14 protein-coding genes are annotated in these 17,332 nt (G+C 30.3%); 1 reads left to right on the forward strand and 13 read right to left on the reverse strand.

Features of this window, described 5'->3' with window-relative positions; all coding sequences use genetic code 11:
* Positions 1-184: 184 nt before the first annotated feature.
* The 12 genes from adhE to LQK79_RS09170 all read right to left on the reverse strand — a co-directional run bounded on the left by adhE (position 185) and on the right by LQK79_RS09170 (position 15,798).
* Positions 185-2,761: a bifunctional acetaldehyde-CoA/alcohol dehydrogenase gene (gene adhE, locus LQK79_RS09115; RefSeq protein ID WP_231016291.1), complete on the reverse strand. Its 2,577-nt coding sequence runs from the start codon at positions 2,759-2,761 to the stop codon at positions 185-187.
* 364 nt (positions 2,762-3,125) lie between these two features.
* Positions 3,126-3,548, reverse strand: coding sequence for a CBS domain-containing protein (locus LQK79_RS09120; protein WP_231016292.1), 423 nt, complete (start codon positions 3,546-3,548; stop codon positions 3,126-3,128).
* 629 nt (positions 3,549-4,177) lie between these two features.
* On the reverse strand, positions 4,178-5,851 hold the full coding sequence (locus LQK79_RS09125) for an acetolactate synthase large subunit (protein WP_231016349.1): 1,674 nt from the start codon (positions 5,849-5,851) through the stop codon (positions 4,178-4,180).
* Between the two features lie 441 nt (positions 5,852-6,292).
* On the reverse strand, positions 6,293-7,459 hold the full coding sequence (locus tag LQK79_RS09130) for an ABC transporter permease (RefSeq protein WP_231016293.1): 1,167 nt from the start codon (positions 7,457-7,459) through the stop codon (positions 6,293-6,295).
* Positions 7,460-7,585: 126 nt separating this feature from the next.
* Positions 7,586-8,704 carry an ABC transporter permease gene (locus LQK79_RS09135; RefSeq protein ID WP_231016294.1) on the reverse strand — a complete coding sequence of 373 codons (1,119 nt, stop codon included), beginning with the start codon at positions 8,702-8,704 and terminating at the stop codon, positions 7,586-7,588.
* The gene (locus LQK79_RS09140) at positions 8,701-9,834 is read right to left on the reverse strand and encodes an ABC transporter permease (protein WP_231016295.1); all 1,134 of its coding nucleotides are present in this window, start codon (positions 9,832-9,834) and stop codon (positions 8,701-8,703) included. Before LQK79_RS09140 ends, LQK79_RS09135 begins: the two co-directional genes overlap by 4 nt.
* Before the next feature lie 12 nt (positions 9,835-9,846).
* Positions 9,847-10,779, reverse strand: coding sequence for an ABC transporter ATP-binding protein (locus LQK79_RS09145; protein WP_231016296.1), 933 nt, complete (start codon positions 10,777-10,779; stop codon positions 9,847-9,849).
* Positions 10,780-10,989: 210 nt separating this feature from the next.
* A complete protein-coding gene (locus LQK79_RS09150; protein WP_231016297.1) occupies positions 10,990-11,613 on the reverse strand; it encodes a response regulator transcription factor in 624 nt (207 codons plus the stop codon).
* On the reverse strand, positions 11,594-12,700 hold the full coding sequence (locus LQK79_RS09155) for a sensor histidine kinase (RefSeq protein ID WP_231016298.1): 1,107 nt from the start codon (positions 12,698-12,700) through the stop codon (positions 11,594-11,596). Before LQK79_RS09155 ends, LQK79_RS09150 begins: the two co-directional genes overlap by 20 nt.
* A gap of 13 nt (positions 12,701-12,713) precedes the next feature.
* Entirely contained in the window at positions 12,714-13,805 is a 1,092-nt protein-coding gene (locus LQK79_RS09160; RefSeq protein WP_231016299.1) for an ABC transporter permease, read from the reverse strand.
* Positions 13,786-14,850 (reverse strand): ABC transporter permease, encoded by a 1,065-nt coding sequence (locus LQK79_RS09165; protein ID WP_231016300.1) that lies wholly within the window; start codon positions 14,848-14,850, stop codon positions 13,786-13,788. Before LQK79_RS09165 ends, LQK79_RS09160 begins: the two co-directional genes overlap by 20 nt.
* Before the next feature lie 15 nt (positions 14,851-14,865).
* Complete coding sequence (locus LQK79_RS09170; protein WP_231016301.1) at positions 14,866-15,798, reverse strand: ABC transporter ATP-binding protein; 933 nt, start codon at positions 15,796-15,798, stop codon at positions 14,866-14,868.
* Between the two features lie 183 nt (positions 15,799-15,981).
* Between LQK79_RS09170 and LQK79_RS09175 the strand changes: the two genes are divergently transcribed.
* Positions 15,982-16,857 (forward strand): SDR family oxidoreductase, encoded by an 876-nt coding sequence (locus LQK79_RS09175; RefSeq protein WP_231016302.1) that lies wholly within the window; start codon positions 15,982-15,984, stop codon positions 16,855-16,857.
* 93 nt (positions 16,858-16,950) lie between these two features.
* Here LQK79_RS09175 and LQK79_RS09180 read toward each other — a convergent pair whose 3' ends face one another.
* Positions 16,951-17,331 (reverse strand): hypothetical protein, encoded by a 381-nt coding sequence (locus tag LQK79_RS09180; RefSeq protein ID WP_231016303.1) that lies wholly within the window; start codon positions 17,329-17,331, stop codon positions 16,951-16,953.
* Between the last annotated feature and the right edge of the window lies 1 nt (position 17,332).

Here is a 17,332-nt window from a genome sequence, read left to right on the forward strand (position 1 = left end):
TCAATGACAATTTTAAAAATAAGGTATTTCTAGAATTTATATTTCATGTATATACATTTTAAATAGGCAAGAATTTACATTGAAAAAATACATCTCATATACTTTAAGAAATGAAAATAATAGCCATGATAAAATATTATCATGGCTATTATAGGTTAAGCAATTATCTCTAGGAGATATGTCTTTAAAATGCTTTTATATATATATCTTTAATTTCATTTATAAGTGGGTATCTAGGATTAGCTGTAGTACACTGATCATCATAAGCAAGCTCTGACATTTCATCTAACGTAAGATAAAAATCCTTTTTGTCTATTCCAGCTGCACTTATATTTTTAGGAATACCTAACTCCTTTTTTAACTGTGAAATGGCTTCTATTAATGCTTTAACTTTCTCATCATCATTGCTGCCCTTTAAATTTAAATAGTCTGCGATTTCAGCATATTTTTCCTTTGCATTAGGATATTTATATTGAGGAAATGCTGTTTGTTTTATTGGACAATCTGTTGCATTATATTTAATAACTTCTTCTATTAATACTGCACATGCAACCCCATGAGCAACATGATGCATTGCTCCAAGCTTATGAGCCATTGAATGACATATACCTAAGAAAGAATTTGCAAAAGCCATCCCTGCGATATTAGATGCATGTGCCATTTTTTCTCTAGCTTCTGTATCTTCTTTTCCATTTCTATAAGCTCTAGGCAAATATTTAAATATCATTTTTATAGCCCTTAAGGCTAATCCATCAGTATAGTCAGTAGCCATAACTGAAACATATGCCTCTACAGCATGAACTAATGCATCTATTCCAGTTACTGCTGTTAATCCTTTAGGCATATTCATCATTAATTCAGTATCTATTATAGCCATATTTGGTGTTAATTCATAAGAAGTCAAAGGATATTTCATTCCCGTTTCGTTATCAGTTATAACTGCAAAAGGTGTTACTTCCGAACCGGTACCAGCAGTCGTAGGTATTGCTACTGAAATTGCCTTTTTACCTAATTTAGGGAAATCACATATTCTCTTTCTTATATCCATAAATCTTATAGCCAAATTTTCAATTTCTGCCTCTGGATACTCATACAATAAGTGCATAATCTTCGCTGCATCCATTGCAGAACCACCACCGATAGATATTATAGTATCAGGTTCAAAACTAAGCATTTCTTTAGCACCTTTTTTTACCGAATCAATGGTTGGATCAGATTTAATATCTGAAAATACACTATATTCAACATTTATTTCATCTAGTACGCTTGTGATTTTATTAACATATCCAAGTTTAAAAAGATCTTTATCTGTTACTATAAATGCTCTTTTCCTATTCATATCTTTTAATTCCTTTAATGCAAATCCAAGGCAACCGTATTTAAAATATATTTTTTGTGGAACTTTGAACCAAAGCATATTCTCCCTTCTTTCAGCAACACTCTTAATATTTAATAGTTGTCTAGGCTCTACATTTTGTGATACAGAATTTCCTCCCCAAGTACCGCATCCTAACGTAAATGAGGGTGCTATTGCAAAATTGTATAAATCACCACTTGCTCCTTGCGAAGAAGGCATATTAATAAACGTTCTTGCAGTTTTCATTGTTAATCCAAATTTTTTAACCTTGTCTTTATTACTTTGTGAATTTATATATAAAGATGATGTATGTCCATTTCCTCCTAAGTGTATAAGTCTTTGTGCCTTTTCAAGAGCTTCATCAAAATCTTTAACTTTATACATAGCTAATACTGGTGATAACTTTTCATGTGAAAATAACTCGTCTCTTTCAACAGATTGTATTTCACCTATTAATATCTTTGTTGTTTCAGGAACTTTTATTCCTGCCATTTTAGCAATTGTATAAGCCGCTTTTCCCACTATACCTGCATTAATATTTCCATCCTTAAACATGATTTCTTTTACTTTAACCATCTCATTTTTATTAAGTATATATGCTCCACGCTTTATAAACTCCTCTTTGACTTTCTCGTATATTGAATTTGGAATTAACACTGATTGCTCAGAAGCGCATATTACACCATTATCATAAGTTTTTGATAAAATTATAGAACTTACTGCCATTTCTATATCTGCGCTTTCATCAATTATTGCTGGCGTGTTTCCAGCTCCAACTCCAATTGCAGGTTTTCCCGATGAGTATGCTGCTTTAACCATTGATGGTCCTCCTGTGGCCAATACTATATCCGCTTCACTCATTAATTCTTGAGAAAGTTCTATTGATGGTTCATCTATCCAACCTATTATATTTTTAGGAGCCCCAGCTTTAACAGCTGCATCTAAAATCAATTTTGCTGCAGTAATAGTTGATTTTTTTGCACGTGGATGAGGTGAAAATAAAATTGCATTCCTTGTTTTTAAAGAAATTAATGATTTAAAAATTGTTGTAGATGTTGGATTGGTAGTAGGAATTATAGCTGCAACGATACCAATTGGCTCAGCAACTTTTGCTATACCTAATGCTTCATCATGTTCTATTATTCCACAGGTTTTTTCATCTTTATATTTGTTATATATATACTCCGCTGCAAAATGATTTTTTATAATTTTATCCTCTACAAAACCTATTGCTGTTTCTTCTACTGCCAGCTTGGATAATTTTATTCTCTCCTTAGCTGCTGCTATAGCGCACTGCTTAAAAATTTTATCAACTTGTTCCTGAGTATATGTTGCAAACTTTTTTTGTGCCTCCCTTAATTCATTTAACTTTTGTTTTAGCTCTTTTGAATTTGTGACTTTCATTGATATACACCCCTTCTATGAAATTCATAATTAGTTTGATATTTAACAAACTATTGTAAGCAAAACTCATTGTATTATATAACACATCTTAGTAACTTATAAATTGTGAAATGCAACTTACTTATGTTTTACCCTGTAAAAATTGCAAATCGTTTATATTCCTATATCTCCGGCATTTTTTCTTCCACAATATGGTCATAGAACAATTTTATTATTATAGAGCTATTATATAACAGCATTTTATTATTGTCAAATATTTAACAATCTTAATTACTTGAAATTACAAAAAGTAACTTTGTCTTAAATAAACGTTGATTTTTACACTTATTTAAGACAAGACTAAAAAAAAGACCCAAAGGTCTTTTTAAGCTTCTTTTTTTATTTTCTGAAATAAATTTTTGTAAAGATAATTTATTATATCGCTTCTCTTTATTATCCCTATAAATACATTATTGTCATCTGTTACAGGTACAAAATTTTGATTTACAGCCATGGACACTAAATCCTCTATATCAGAATCTATGTGCACCGCCTTATTTATAATATGTCTTGGAATATCACCTATTAAAACCTTGTTTGTGTTTTTAAAATCAAGTCCAGGTGTATTTTTCATCATCCAAAGCAAATCACCTTCAGTTAATGTACCTACATATCCACCTTTGTCATCCAATATTGGAATTGCTGTATATCTATGATACTCCATTCTTTCAAGAGCTTGTCTCATCGTTGAAGTTATCTGCTCACAAATCACTTCATTCTTTGGAGTTAAAAAAAATGCTATATTCATAAGTCTATTGGCCCCTTTTCATTCTTAACTATTATTTAGTGAAACTAGCGCAACTGCAAACTATATGTGCACCATAATCCCTTGAAGATTGGTATTTTGGTACATAAATAGTTTAATTTGGCGGTGTTTTCACTTCAGAAATAAACCACCTGAAATTAGCATTTAATAATAAACATTCTTTGTTTTCCAAATGGCATTTCTTTGTGCCCTCATAAATATTATATAATTTCTTTTTTTCAATGCCATTAACTAACTTTTAACTTTCTGTAAATTACATAGTTCTTATTGAGTAAACGTATACAGACACATTATACATGTTTTTTTTTAATTAATCAATTTATTATTTCAAATTTAAAATTTTAGTGTATAATAAAAAACAAGGGCTATCCACATTATGTTAGGGGTTTAGGTAGTTAAAGAAACTACAAATTAAAATTTTCCATGAGTTTACAAATAAAGTTTACAAATAAAATTTACAAATTACTAGCCTGTGCTTTTTGGATAGCCCTCAACTGGGTATTTATAAATTTAATAATGTTCATCAAGTTTTTTTATTAAATTTATATTACAATTTGATTTTATCATTATTATGTTAAAAATCAATACTTATTTTAAAAAAATAATTATTTTTACTTAAGTCCCTCCAATTTATGTGTTAATTTTAAGTTTTCACTATAATCAACGCAGCAATCAATAACACTTGGCACCTCTTGCTTAAATGCTTCCTCTAAAGTTGGAAGTAATTCCTTAGCTTTAGTAATTCTGTATCCTTTAAGCCCCATACTTTCTGCTAACATCTTAAAGTCAGGATTAGTAAAATCTACACATGCGCTTTCTCCATATCTTTCTTCTTGCTTCCACTTTATAAGCCCGTAGCTGCTGTCATTAAATATTAAAGTTACAAATGGAGTTCCCACTCTTCTTGCAGTTTCAAGTTCCTGTGAGTTCATCATAAATCCACCATCTCCTGTAACTGCAATAACCTTCTTATCAGGATTTATAAGCTTTGCAGCAAGAGCTCCTGGTATTGCTATACCCATAGATGCAAAACCATTGGATATTATACATGTATTTGGCTTCAAGCAGTGATAATGTCTTGCTATCCACATTTTATGTGCACCAACATCTGAAATAACAATATCATCCTCGCCCATTACTTTTCTCAAATCAAATAAGATTTTTTGAGGTTTCATTGGGAATGCATCATCATTAGCATATTCTTCATAATCCTTTTTCATATCTTCCCTAACTTTTAATACCTGCTTAGGAGTTTCTAGTCTAGTTGAACGCCTTACTATTTCATATACTGAATCTGAAATATCACCTATAACCTCAACTTCTGGAATATAGCATCTATTAATTTCAGATTTCTCCTCGCTTATGTGAATTATCTTTATATCACCTTTTGCATTCCACTTTTTAGGTGAATATTCTATAATATCATAACCTATAGTTATTACTAAATCGGTCTTTTCAAATATACGGTTAACATAATCCTTTTGAGCTAAACCCATACTCCATATTGATAATGGATTTGTATATGGTATTATTCCTTTTCCCATAAAAGTATTTGCTACTGGAATATTTAATCTTTCTGCCATCTCAAGCACAGCTCTGCTTGCATTAGAACGTATTGCACCATTTCCCGCAAGTATTAAAGGATTTTTTGCTCTTGATATTGCCACGGAGGCCTTTTCTATGCTGCTGTAAGACGCAAAACTTTTTTCACATGATACATGTCTTAATGGCTTAGCATCTGCTGGCATACTTGCAATATTTTGAGGCAAATCTATATGGCAAGCTCCTGGTTTTTCTGTTGTTGCTGTTTTAAATGCTTTTCTAACGATTTCTGCTGCTGTATCTGGTCTTACAATTTGCTTGTTCCACTTTGTAACTGGAGCGAACATTGCAACCAAATCCAAGTTTTGATGTGATTCTATGTGCATTCTATCTGTTCCTACTTGTCCAGTTATTGCTACTAGTGGCGCTCCATCAAGATTTGCATCAGCAACACCTGTCATTAAATTTGTTGCACCTGGTCCTAATGTAGATAAGCAAACTCCTGGCTTTCCTGTAAGTCTTCCATATACGTCAGCCATAAATGCAGCCCCCTGCTCATGACGAGTAGTTATAAACTTAATAGAAGATTTTTTAAGAGCGTTTACTAACGCTAAATTTTCTTCTCCTGGTATTCCAAATATGTACTTTACACCTTCGTTTTCAAGGCATTCAACTACAAGTTCTGCTGTAGTTACAACTTTAGAAGCTTCACCTTCTATATTTTGTTCACTCTTAACTGTCATGTCTTTATTCATTTAACTTCCTCCTAAAAAATGATAATTATATTTTTTCCCCTAAATTTATAATAGTATTTTATATAATAGATTACAATAAAAAATGAATAATTTCTAGTCATTTCTGCAAATTTTACGAAGAAAATAAATCACTTTTTCTAATAATTTCTTTCATTTTTACACAAATTTTATCTGTTTTTGCATAATTTTAGTTTTAGACTTTCATATTGTTTATATGTATGCATAATTATTTTCATGTATTTCATCAAGAGTATAAAAAAATAGGATTTAGTCTTAAATTCAAATATATTTTCTAACTAAATCCCATAGTTTTGCAAGTATTTAAAACTCAGTTGCATTTAATTCTTTTTTTATGCTATTTTTATATTATTTAATTCTGTAATTTTATTTTAAATAAGTTACCTTATTTACACTTATTTAAAACGTAAATTATCCATTCTTTATAATATCTATTGGATTTAACTTTGAAGAATTTCTAGCTGGTACTATTGCTGCGATTGATCCTGATATTATGTCAACTAAAGCTGAAAATGCTATGAATTTGTAGCTTATGTACAATGGTATTAAAGGCGTGCCATCAGGGTTAAGCGCAAATTTTGTAAAAAAGTACGTCCAGCACAAACCAAGAAAAATACCCACTGTAGTTCCCATAACTCCAAGCAGCATCCCTTCAAATAGGAATATAAAACTTGAAGTTCCATCCTTTATTCCCATTGCCTTAAGTATTCCTATTTGTTTTGATTTCTGAATTACTGTTATAGCAAGTGTACTAGTTATTCCTAAAATTACTGATATCAGCACAAATACTTGAATCATTATACTAGAAGCATTATGTCCACTAAGAGCACTTAGTAAGGATGAGTTTGCTTCTTTCCAATTTGTAATTTTAAGGCTATTATCTTTTAATTTGTATTTTACATCCATTAAAATATTATCAACCTTAAAAGCATCCTTTACCTGCATTTCAATTGAAGTTGCTTTATCTCCAAAATTAAAAACATTTTGGGCTGTTTTCATATTTGTTAATATCCAGGACTTATTAATACTCGCTGATTTCAAATCATAAAATCCTGTTATTATAACATCTTTTTTAACACCTTGAGGTGTAAATATAGTAATGCAGTCTCCCAGTTTAGCGTCTGTTTCCTTCTGTAAATCAGTTCCCATAAGCACCTCATTATCAAACTCAGGTTCCTTCCCATCAATTAAATTATCATTAACCTTATAAATGAGATCTGCATTTTTAAAATTAAAACCTCTTAATAAAATTGGATATGTCTTAGTCCTACCATATATCTTAACAAAGGCCGAAAAGTCAATTACAGCTGAAACATTCTTAACCTCATCATGAATTTCTTTAATTTTTGCAACTTTATTCTCCCACGAGGCTATTGCTTTATCATCATTTTTTGAAGTTATTGTTATTTGAGAAGAACTTCCTATAGTCTTATTTACAAGATTATTTTGAACCCCTCTAATTAATGTGCCTATAAATACTTGAACAGACACACCTATAGCAATTCCTAAAATAATTAACATAGTCTGAACTTTACTGTATTTTAAAAATCTCATTGCAATCTTAAACGCTAATCTCATTTTCTTCCCCCCAATTAAGCTCATATTTAAATTTATTGCTGCTTAATGGCAAGTATACTTACTTTAAGTTTATGAAAATAAAAAAATGCTGCACTAATTTTCTTAGTACAACATTTAATATACTCTCTATACGCTTGTTTCTATTCTTTTTACGCTTGCTACAATGAAGAATAAAATTATAAATATAACTATGATTCCCATTTCCTTGCCCACATTCATAATTGAATTTCCACTTATAATTTTGCCTGCAGCTTCCATCGCCCAGGTTGTTGGCACAAAATCGCCTATTCTTTGAACTATAGTTGGTGTAATTTCTCTGGGCCAATAACATCCACCAAGCATTAACATAGGAGTACTTACAAGCATTACTAATGTATTTGCCTGTTTTAAATTTTTTGATCTGTTAGAAATTGCAACACCTAATGCCACACAGCAAATTCCAAATATGAAGAGTACAATAAATAAATTAAGCATTGACGGTCCTAAATAAATATTTAATGCATATTTCATTATTAATAATATTGCTGCTATTTGTATAAAGGCTACTGTAATAAAACTTAATATACACTGCCCCATATACCTAAAAGATCTTACTCCAGAAGCAAACATTCTTTTATAAACACCATATTTTTTATCTTCAAGAATAAGTGTAGTTACCATAGTACTTAAATATACAACTCCCATTATCAAAAACCCAACTAAAGTCGAGGACGTTTCCTCCTTACTTTTTTGATCACTCGTATATTTAACTTCTGATGAAAAATTTCCTTTTTGATATTCCTTAATTCCTGCATAAAATTTATCACTGTCACCGTTAACTGTCTTTCCTATATTTTTTGCAGCATTTGTAAAACTATTGATATAATATTTTACATAAGAATCATTAGTCACTCTACTTATTCCGTACATTTGAATCTTTGCATCACTAGAATTATTCATTGCATTCTCTGCAAAATCCTTTGGAATAACAATTGCGGTATCAATTTTCTTATTTATAATATCATCTTTGATTTCGCTTTTCGAAATGATTTTAATTTCGTCTTTATCAGCTTTAAGTTTATTTTTTATAATTGAAGTAAGCTTTGAGTTATCATTGTCAACTAAACCTATAGTAATTCCAAAACTTGATGAACTACTTAAAAGACTTCCTATACCTACAATGAAGGCTATAGGCAGCACAAACATAACTACTAAATTAGCTTTTTTTCTAAATATTCTCTTTATATTATTAAAAAATATTGTCATGCTAGTTTCCTCCTTGCAAAGAATGAAGATGCAGCCAAAATCACTGCTGCCATTATAAGAATTATTGCTACTGATTGCCACGCATCAGATGTGGAACCTCCATAAACTGAATTAAATAAAGCCGATTGTGCAAGCCCATTTGGAATACATTTTGCAATTACACCATCTGAAAGTCCTGGTATTTTAAAATATCCACCTGATATAACTGTAAGTATAGGAGTTACAACGCCTATAAGTGCCGTAGCTTTTTTATCATCTCCTGTGAAGGCCATAAACAAAATTCCCATAGCAGTTGAGAATATTGACATTGCTGCCATTACCCCTATTATAATAAGTGGATTATCTCCCCAATTTGCCCCGTAGACATACTTTGTGAATAGTACAAGAACTAAGGCTTGAATTAGTAAAGTAAAAACAACCCCCAAAACAACTCCAACTAAATGCTCAAAGGTTTTTGTGCCTGTACTTTTAATTCTTTTTCCAATATGATCATAGAATAGATTTTGAATTTCTGTAGCTCCATAGTTAGCTCCATACATTAATATGAGTACAAGCATTGTTACTGAATAATAATCTATGGCCCTTGGACTTTTTCCTTCTACACTTATATAATTTTCATTTACATTATTGCTTTCTACATAACTTGTTCTTCCTTTTGTTAACTTTGCTGTGGTCATAATAGTGTTGGCTGCATCATTATAGCTGTCTATTACACTTTTTACAATTCCATTTCTTACAGTGCTTTTTTCATTTTGATAAATTTTAATTTTGCTCTTTTTATTGTTTTTATAATTCTCTGTATAACTATCATCAATATATATCATTGCTGTAACCTTATCATCATTTACAAGTTTTTTGCCTTCACTGTATGTCTTTACATTTTTCACTTCTAATATCTTTTTTATTTCTTTGTTTTTTAAAAATTCATCAAAACTTTTAGAAGCCTCTTTGTTGTCACTATTTAAATAACATACTGTAGTCTTACCTAAGTCTTTAACCGAAAAGGAACTTTTAAGTGCACTTCCCAAAATGAGTATTAAAATCATTGGAAAAAGCATCATGGATAAAAGAACTTTTTTATCTCTAAAGTTTATTTTAATAACATTTAAAGCTATATAAATTGCATTCATTACTTTTCCTCCTTAATCTCTAAGCTTTCTTCCAGTTAAAGTTAAAAATACACCTTCAAGTGTAGGCTTTTCAACATTTATTGAAACTATCTTACTTTTAAACTCAGCTATCTTGGATGTAATTCCACTTATATTTTCACTATTCTTCTCCGAAATAACTTCTAACATATTGCCTGTAAGCTCACATTTTTTAACACCTTTTACCTCTTTAATCGCCTTCAATAAATCATCATTAGTATTGGATACTTCAATTTGTACTCTTTCTTCATGTGAAATTAGCTCTTTTAATTCTTCATTTGTTCCTGTTGCTATTTCTTTTCCATGATCCATTATTGTTATTTTAGTGCACAGTGTCTCTATCTCCTCCATATAATGTGAGGTATATATTATTGTTGACCCCATTTCGTTGAGCTTTTTAACCGATTCAAGTATATGGTTTCTTGATTGAGGGTCTATTCCAACCGTTGGTTCATCCATTATTATTAGTTTTGGATGATGCACTATAGCACAAGCAATGTTAAGTCTTCTCTGCATACCGCCTGAATACTGCCCTGGCTTATCTTTTCTTCTGTCCCAAAGCTCTGTAAAATCAAGAGCTTCTTTAATTCTCTCCTTAAGAAGTGATCCTCTAAGTCCACTTAATTTTCCGAAAAACTCAATATTTTCATAAGCTGAAAGATCTTCAAAAACTGCAATGTCCTGTGGAACAACCCCTATATTTCTCTTTATTTCATTTTCATTAGTTTTAAAATCCTTGCCGAATATAGTTATTTGTCCACCATCTATTTTAGTTAATCCTGTTATAGCATTTATTGTCGTGGACTTTCCTGCACCATTTGGTCCTAAAAGTCCATAAACTTCTCCCTCTTCTATCTTCAAGTTTAAATTATCCACCGCTACAAAATCTTTATATTTCTTTTTAAGATTTTTAATTTCTAATATCATACTTTTTTCCTCCAACTACATATTTATCTTTATACATTTATAATACTAATTTTAGATGTTATGAAATAGTGAGTTTTAACACTTTGTACCATGACATTTGTCACAAAAAATGATGCGAAGCAACAGTATGATAGAATATTAAATAAATTTTATTTAATATTTTCTCCATTCTGTTACTTCGCTAAAATAAAAATATCATAACAATTCTTTTTAAAAGTTCTTTAGGTAAAATATTGCAAGCTGAGTTCTATCCCTAAGCTCTAACTTCTCCAATAAACTAGTAACATAATTTCTTATAGTTCCTTCTCCCAGATGAATTTTCGCTGCTATTTCTTTATTTGAAAGACCCTCTCCTATAAGTTTTAATATGTCCATTTCCCTATCAGTTAAATTGTATTTATCTATGCCTTTTTTATTGTCCTCCTTGATTAAAGAGGATAAAGTTCTAGCCACGTTCTTTTCAAAAACCATGTTTCCTTTTATAACCGTTTTAAGGCTGTCAACTATGCTGTCAGAGGATTGATTTTTAAGTATATATCCTTCTGCCCCATTTTTAATTGCTTCTTTTATATATTCATCATCCTTGAAAGTTGTTAATATAACAACCTTTATATCCTTAAAGCTTGACTTTATAAGCTTCGTACCTAAAACTCCATCCATAATTGGCATTCTTACATCCATAAGCACAATATCTGGATTAACTTCTTTGCACTTATCAAAAGCTTCCTGCCCATTTGAAGCTGCCCCAACAACTTCTATCCCTTCATCCAGCCCAAGCAATATACTTAAACTTTCCCGTATTAATGCATCGTCATCAACTACTAATATTTTCAAAAATTTTACCCCCTCTAACATCATGTGGAATTATAAAAACTATTAAGAAACCATCTTCAGCGCTTATATTTAAACTTCCCCCAAAGTTTCGCACTCTTTCTCTCATACCGCTTATACCAAATCCCTCTTTAAGGTTCTTAATTCCAACGCCATTGTCTTTAATATATGTCCTTGTGTAATTATCAGTTATATCTATTGAAATTTTAATTTTTGTTGCATTGGAATATTTTGAAGCATTTGTTAAGGCTTCTTTGATATTTACTGCTATAAGTTCCATATGCTCTGGCAAAAGCAAATTAAGATTTCCACTATAATTAAATTCAACATTACAAAACTTAAACTCATCAATTATATTTACTATATATTGTATTCCAAGCTCCTCTTTTGGTTTTATATTATGTACAGTATCTCTAAGTACATTTAATGAATTAGAAAGTCCTTCTATGCTTTTTTTTAATATTTCTTTAGCTTTGCTTGCATCCTTATCATAGAGTTTATCTACCACCTGAAGCTGCATATATATTCCTGCAATGCTGTGTCCTATATTATCATGTATGTTCCTTGCAATCCTATTTCTTTCATTAACCTCAGCTATACGAGCAGTTTCTTTAGCCGAGTTCAAAAGTTTAATTTTTGTCCCTTCAAGTTCATATCTAAGGCGTCTTTCACTATCGAGAATTTTTTTATAATTTTCTTTGTTAACTTTCATACTTTTAGATACATAAGCTAATATTCCTATTAAAATATAAAACACAAATATATTGACATTTTGGTATCCTAAAAAGTATATTGTTCCTGCAAATATCAAAACAATTCCAAGATAAATTTTATCGTATATAAAATCAAATAATACTACAGTATATAAAAATATAAATTTAGTATTTATACACACTTCTAAGGAAATAACTATGAATTCAAGTATGCTCATGTACTTAGAAATATAGAATCTTTCCCTCAGAGTGCAAACCGCCGCACCGATTAAAATTAGTACTACAATAGTATAATCTTGAACATTATTAATACTTAATTGAATTATGACATAGACGAAAAATACTATTTTTATAATATAAGAAACTACTTTATTCATAATATCTCCTTCATTAATTTACTATGTCTTTTTTAGTAAATACCCCAAGCATTAAAAATACCACGGAAAACAATAAAAGTATGCCTAAATCAGTTCCCCAAACCGTATAGCTTTTATCTTTGAGCACCCCATAAGTTCCATTTACAATCCACGTTGTAGGAACAAATTGAGCAATAAATTGAAAGCCTTTTGGAACCATATTTATATTCCAAAAGCATCCACCAAGCATGCATATTGGCACTACAAGTATATGAGAGATAAAATCTCTTTTTACATACTTTTTAGTTATATAATTCATAAATAGAGCTAATGAAATAGCTGTAGTTGAATAAACACTGTATAACAAAAGAAGCTTCCAAAGATAGCTTATTATAACCAGCTTATACTGAATAATTAATACTATAAAAATTATAATTACTTGCACCAGTTCTAATAAAAATAATGTAAGTATTGTTTGAAGCATATAACTTTTTATAGTTATTGGTGCTGCAAAGGTTCTAATCATTTCCTTTTTATTATTTATAACTTTAGCTGTCATATTAATTGCACAATATAGCATAAGCATTACTAAAAAGTTAAGTGTTAACATTATATATTGTTTTGAGCTTGATTCAACTTCAAAATATTTAACTTTATTTTCTGATATAAATAAATCTAATTTATCATAAAACATTTTAGAATTCTTATTATATTTTAAAGCCATACTACTAGACTTTTGGATAAATGCTGATATATTTGCATCTACCAGCTTATGCAAATCACTTTCACTATTATAAAAAACTTTCATATTTGGCATTTGTCCATTTATTATTGATTTTGAAAATCCCTTATCTATAATAATTGCATAATCTATTTCCTGATTTGAAATTTTATCGTTAATTTGAGTTCTATCTACACTTTCAATTTCATAACTATCACTCAAATCTTTTATAAATTTATTAGCTAAATATGTATTGTCATAATTGAGCACAGCTATCTTTAGCTTGGGTAGTTCAAAATTTATTTGTCCTACTATAAGTGAAATTATAATAGGAATAATATACACTGTTAAAATATCTCTCTTTCTATTAAATACTCTTTTTATATTAAATATGAATACAGTCATTTTTTCGCCTTCTTCCCAAAAATACTGTAATTCCAAATACCAATAAAGTTAAAATTATAATTTCTAAATAAAACATACCCACATTTTCTTTATATCTATAAATAATTTTAAACAAAATACTTTGTTCTGCGTAACTAGGCGATAAAATGCTCATCCTTTTAAGTTTATCACTAAAAAGAAATGTATTTACATATCCTCCTCCAACAAAGGTAGAAATTACTATCAATATTTCAATAATATACGAGGCTGTTCCTCTATCCTTAAACATGAGACAAATAGCTGACCCTAAATTCACAGAGAAAAGTGAAAATAGAATAATCATAAGCATTAATGAAATATAGTTATTCCCCCAATAGGCTTTGTATATAAATTTAGAAAATACAATTATAATAGTCGCTACAATAAACATCATTGTAACAGTTCCAAGATTTTTACCAACAATAATATCTTCTTCTCTCATTGGAAGACTTACGGTTTTATCTATCATTTTCTTATCATCGCTTATATTATCTGCTCCATACTCCGCTCCATATAGAATTATCATCACAAGCATTGTAATAGAATAATAATCCGTAGAGTTTCTTTTCCTCTCTGCACTTACAGCAATATTTTTTATATTCCTATCATTAATAATCTTATTTCCCGAGAAATTATATGCCTTTACAAATGACTTAACTAGAGATGTATCCAAAGTATTAGCTCTTTTAATATATATTTTCATGCTTTTTTTACTTTCAATATCAATAACTCCATCACATTGATTCTTTTTTAGTAACTCGATAGCCTTTTCTTTTTGCTCTACTTTAACAATTTTCATTTCATCTTTAATATTTTTGTTTTTCTCAACAAAACTTTCTATAGCTTTAATATCCTTAGCATCTCTTGAATACACTGCTAAAACTCCATCATATCCTGAAGGATTATATAATAATTTTAATGAATAACCTAGAATTAATATAAGTACTAAAGGAAGCACTATCATCTGTGGAATACAGTCTTTAAAATTTCTTTTAAAGGTATAATATGCTATATGTAATATTCTCATTTTTTTGCTTCCTTTCTAATTTCTAAGTGATCTTCCTGTAAGGGTTAAAAATACAGTTTCAATATTAGGTTTATCTATAGCTATATCCATAATTTCAATACCTGAACCTACAAGCATGTCTATTATTTTTCCAAGATTCTTACTTCCCTTTTTTGAAATTATATCAATGTACTCTTCATTTATGTTACATTCCTTTACGCCATATATTTGTTTTATTTTATCAATCATGGTGTAATTTAAGCTTGATGTCTTTATCCTTACTTTTTCCTCCGTGGACACCATACTCTTTAGCTCATCCTTATTCCCTTTTGCAATTATTCTTCCTTGATCAAGTATTATTATATTGCTACACAGCCTCTCTACCTCTTCCATGTAGTGTGAAGTATATATAACCGTGACTCCTTCTTTATTGAGCTTTTCAATACCGCCTAAAATATGACTTCTAGACTTCGGATCTATACCTGCTGTTGGCTCATCCATAATAATAAGTTTTGGTTTATGTACAATACCACAAGCTATATTAAGCCTTCTAAGCATTCCTCCTGAAAAAGCTTCTGGTGACTTTTTTCTATCCCCCCAAAGCCCAACAAAATTTAATATTTCCTCTGCACATTCTTTTAAATACTTTCCTCTAAGTCCATATATTCCACCAAAATACATTACATTATCATAAGCATTTAAATCATAGTACAGAGAAATTTTTTGAGTAACCAGTCCAATAGACTTTTTTATACTAAGTTCATTGCTTTTTAAGTCTTTTCCAAACACCTTGATGCTTCCTGAGTCAATATTATTAAGTCCAATTATACAATTTATAATAGTAGTTTTTCCTGCTCCGTTTGGTCCGAGGAGTCCAAGTATTTCTCCTTCTTTTATGCTAAAGCTGACATTATCAACTGCTAAAAACTCATCATAGCGCTTTACCAAGTTTTTTATTTCCAATAGCATTTCTATATCACCCCCTACTTCATTATACTAAAAAATCAACATTTATTATTTAATATGCTAATAATAAATGTTGATTTTAATTTAAGTAAATTATTTATAACTAAAAAACCGCGAATTATATTTTTCTGTATGCCAATACTATTATTAATTGAAATAAATTAATACAATTGGAGGTACTGAAATATGAACGGTCAATTTTATTTAAACTTTCCAAAATCAGTTCCAGAACAACATCAAAATAAACAACCTGGAATAGAAGCTCAAATGAATCCAAAGCCAATTTTTGAAGACCCAGCATGCAATGGTTCTGGTAAATTAAAAGATAAAGTTGCTTTAATCACAGGAGGAGACAGCGGAATAGGAAAAGCTGCTTCTATAGCTTTTGCAAAGGAAGGTGCAGATGTAGCAATAGTATATTATGACGAAAAAGAAGACGCAGAAGAAACCAAGAAGATTATAGAACAGCATAAAAGAAGATGCATTCTCATTCCAGGTGACATAACTGACGACAACTTTTGTAAAAATGCAATTCAAACTACCATAAATGACTTAAAGAAAATAGATATAGTGGTAAACAACGCTGCTGTTCAATTTGCCCAAAATAGCATTGAAGATATAACAAATGAACAACTTGAAAAAACCTTTAGAACAAATATATTCAGCATGTTTTATATAACAAGAGCAGCACTTGCCCACTTAAAGCCTGGAGCCTCCATAATAAACACTGCTTCCATTACAGCCTACAAGGGTAACGAAAGATTAATAGATTACTCATCAACAAAAGGTGCCGTTGTTGCCTTTACTCGTTCACTTTCGCAATCTCTACTTACTAGACAAATAAGAGTAAATGCTGTTGCACCCGGTCCTGTATGGACTCCACTTATTCCATCTTCTTTTAGTCCACAAGAAGTCGGAAAATTCGGTTCGAATTCTGCCATGGGCAGACCAGCTCAACCTGTAGAACTTGCTCCAGCTTATGTTTTTCTCGCTTCACCAGAAAGCTCATATGTTACAGGCGAAATAATACATGTAAATGGTGGGGACTTCATAGGCGGCTAAAATAAATACGGCGAAGCAGCAGCATTTTGAAACATTAAATACTATTGCTTCGCCTAACCTAAAACCAAGAAACATTTTTTAACATATCCTTTTTTAAGTAAGATCTCCAGAATCAATTTCATGCTGAAGAATTTCATTAATACGCTTTTCAATCTTTTCTAAATCAAATCCAGCCTCTTTTTTGATACTTTTTCTAAGCATTGGACCAATTTGCTGTATATCATCGCTAATATCGTATAATAATTCCAAAGCCGCCGCAGCCTCTAACTTATCTCTTGGTACTTCTACCATATTTGCTAAAATGGAATTTTCAGTTCTAGATGCTACCATAGGCGATCTTATATCTTCAACATATACAAGCGTTCTTCTTCCTGGACCTCTTTCATCTTCAATACGCTCCAACGTTATAATTTTATCTGATCTAACAAATTTACCATATCCAAGTGGAATCATAAGACCTTCCCTGATTTCCATG

The sequence above is a fragment of the Clostridium guangxiense genome (assembly GCF_021043395.1).
Lineage (GTDB): Bacteria > Bacillota > Clostridia > Clostridiales > Clostridiaceae > Clostridium_S > Clostridium_S guangxiense.

Excerpts from the sequence above, each read along its gene's own strand:
- LQK79_RS09170 (WP_231016301.1), bottom strand. The coding sequence starts at position 15,798 with ATGCTATTGGAAATAAAAAACTTGGTAAAGCGCTATGATGAGTTTTTA.
- LQK79_RS09145 (WP_231016296.1), bottom strand. The coding sequence starts at position 10,779 with ATGATATTAGAAATTAAAAATCTTAAAAAGAAATATAAAGATTTTGTA.
- LQK79_RS09140 (WP_231016295.1), bottom strand. The coding sequence starts at position 9,834 with ATGAATGCAATTTATATAGCTTTAAATGTTATTAAAATAAACTTTAGA.
- LQK79_RS09130 (WP_231016293.1), bottom strand. The coding sequence starts at position 7,459 with ATGAGATTAGCGTTTAAGATTGCAATGAGATTTTTAAAATACAGTAAA.
- LQK79_RS09160 (WP_231016299.1), bottom strand. The coding sequence starts at position 13,805 with ATGACTGTATTCATATTTAATATAAAAAGAGTATTTAATAGAAAGAGA.
- LQK79_RS09135 (WP_231016294.1), bottom strand. The coding sequence starts at position 8,704 with ATGACAATATTTTTTAATAATATAAAGAGAATATTTAGAAAAAAAGCT.
- LQK79_RS09165 (WP_231016300.1), bottom strand. The coding sequence starts at position 14,850 with ATGAGAATATTACATATAGCATATTATACCTTTAAAAGAAATTTTAAA.
- LQK79_RS09175 (WP_231016302.1), top strand. The coding sequence starts at position 15,982 with ATGAACGGTCAATTTTATTTAAACTTTCCAAAATCAGTTCCAGAACAA.
- LQK79_RS09180 (WP_231016303.1), bottom strand. The coding sequence starts at position 17,331 with ATGGAAATCAGGGAAGGTCTTATGATTCCACTTGGATATGGTAAATTT.
- adhE (WP_231016291.1), bottom strand. The coding sequence starts at position 2,761 with ATGAAAGTCACAAATTCAAAAGAGCTAAAACAAAAGTTAAATGAATTA.
- LQK79_RS09120 (WP_231016292.1), bottom strand. The coding sequence starts at position 3,548 with ATGAATATAGCATTTTTTTTAACTCCAAAGAATGAAGTGATTTGTGAG.
- LQK79_RS09125 (WP_231016349.1), bottom strand. The coding sequence starts at position 5,851 with ATGACAGTTAAGAGTGAACAAAATATAGAAGGTGAAGCTTCTAAAGTT.
- LQK79_RS09155 (WP_231016298.1), bottom strand. The coding sequence starts at position 12,700 with ATGAATAAAGTAGTTTCTTATATTATAAAAATAGTATTTTTCGTCTAT.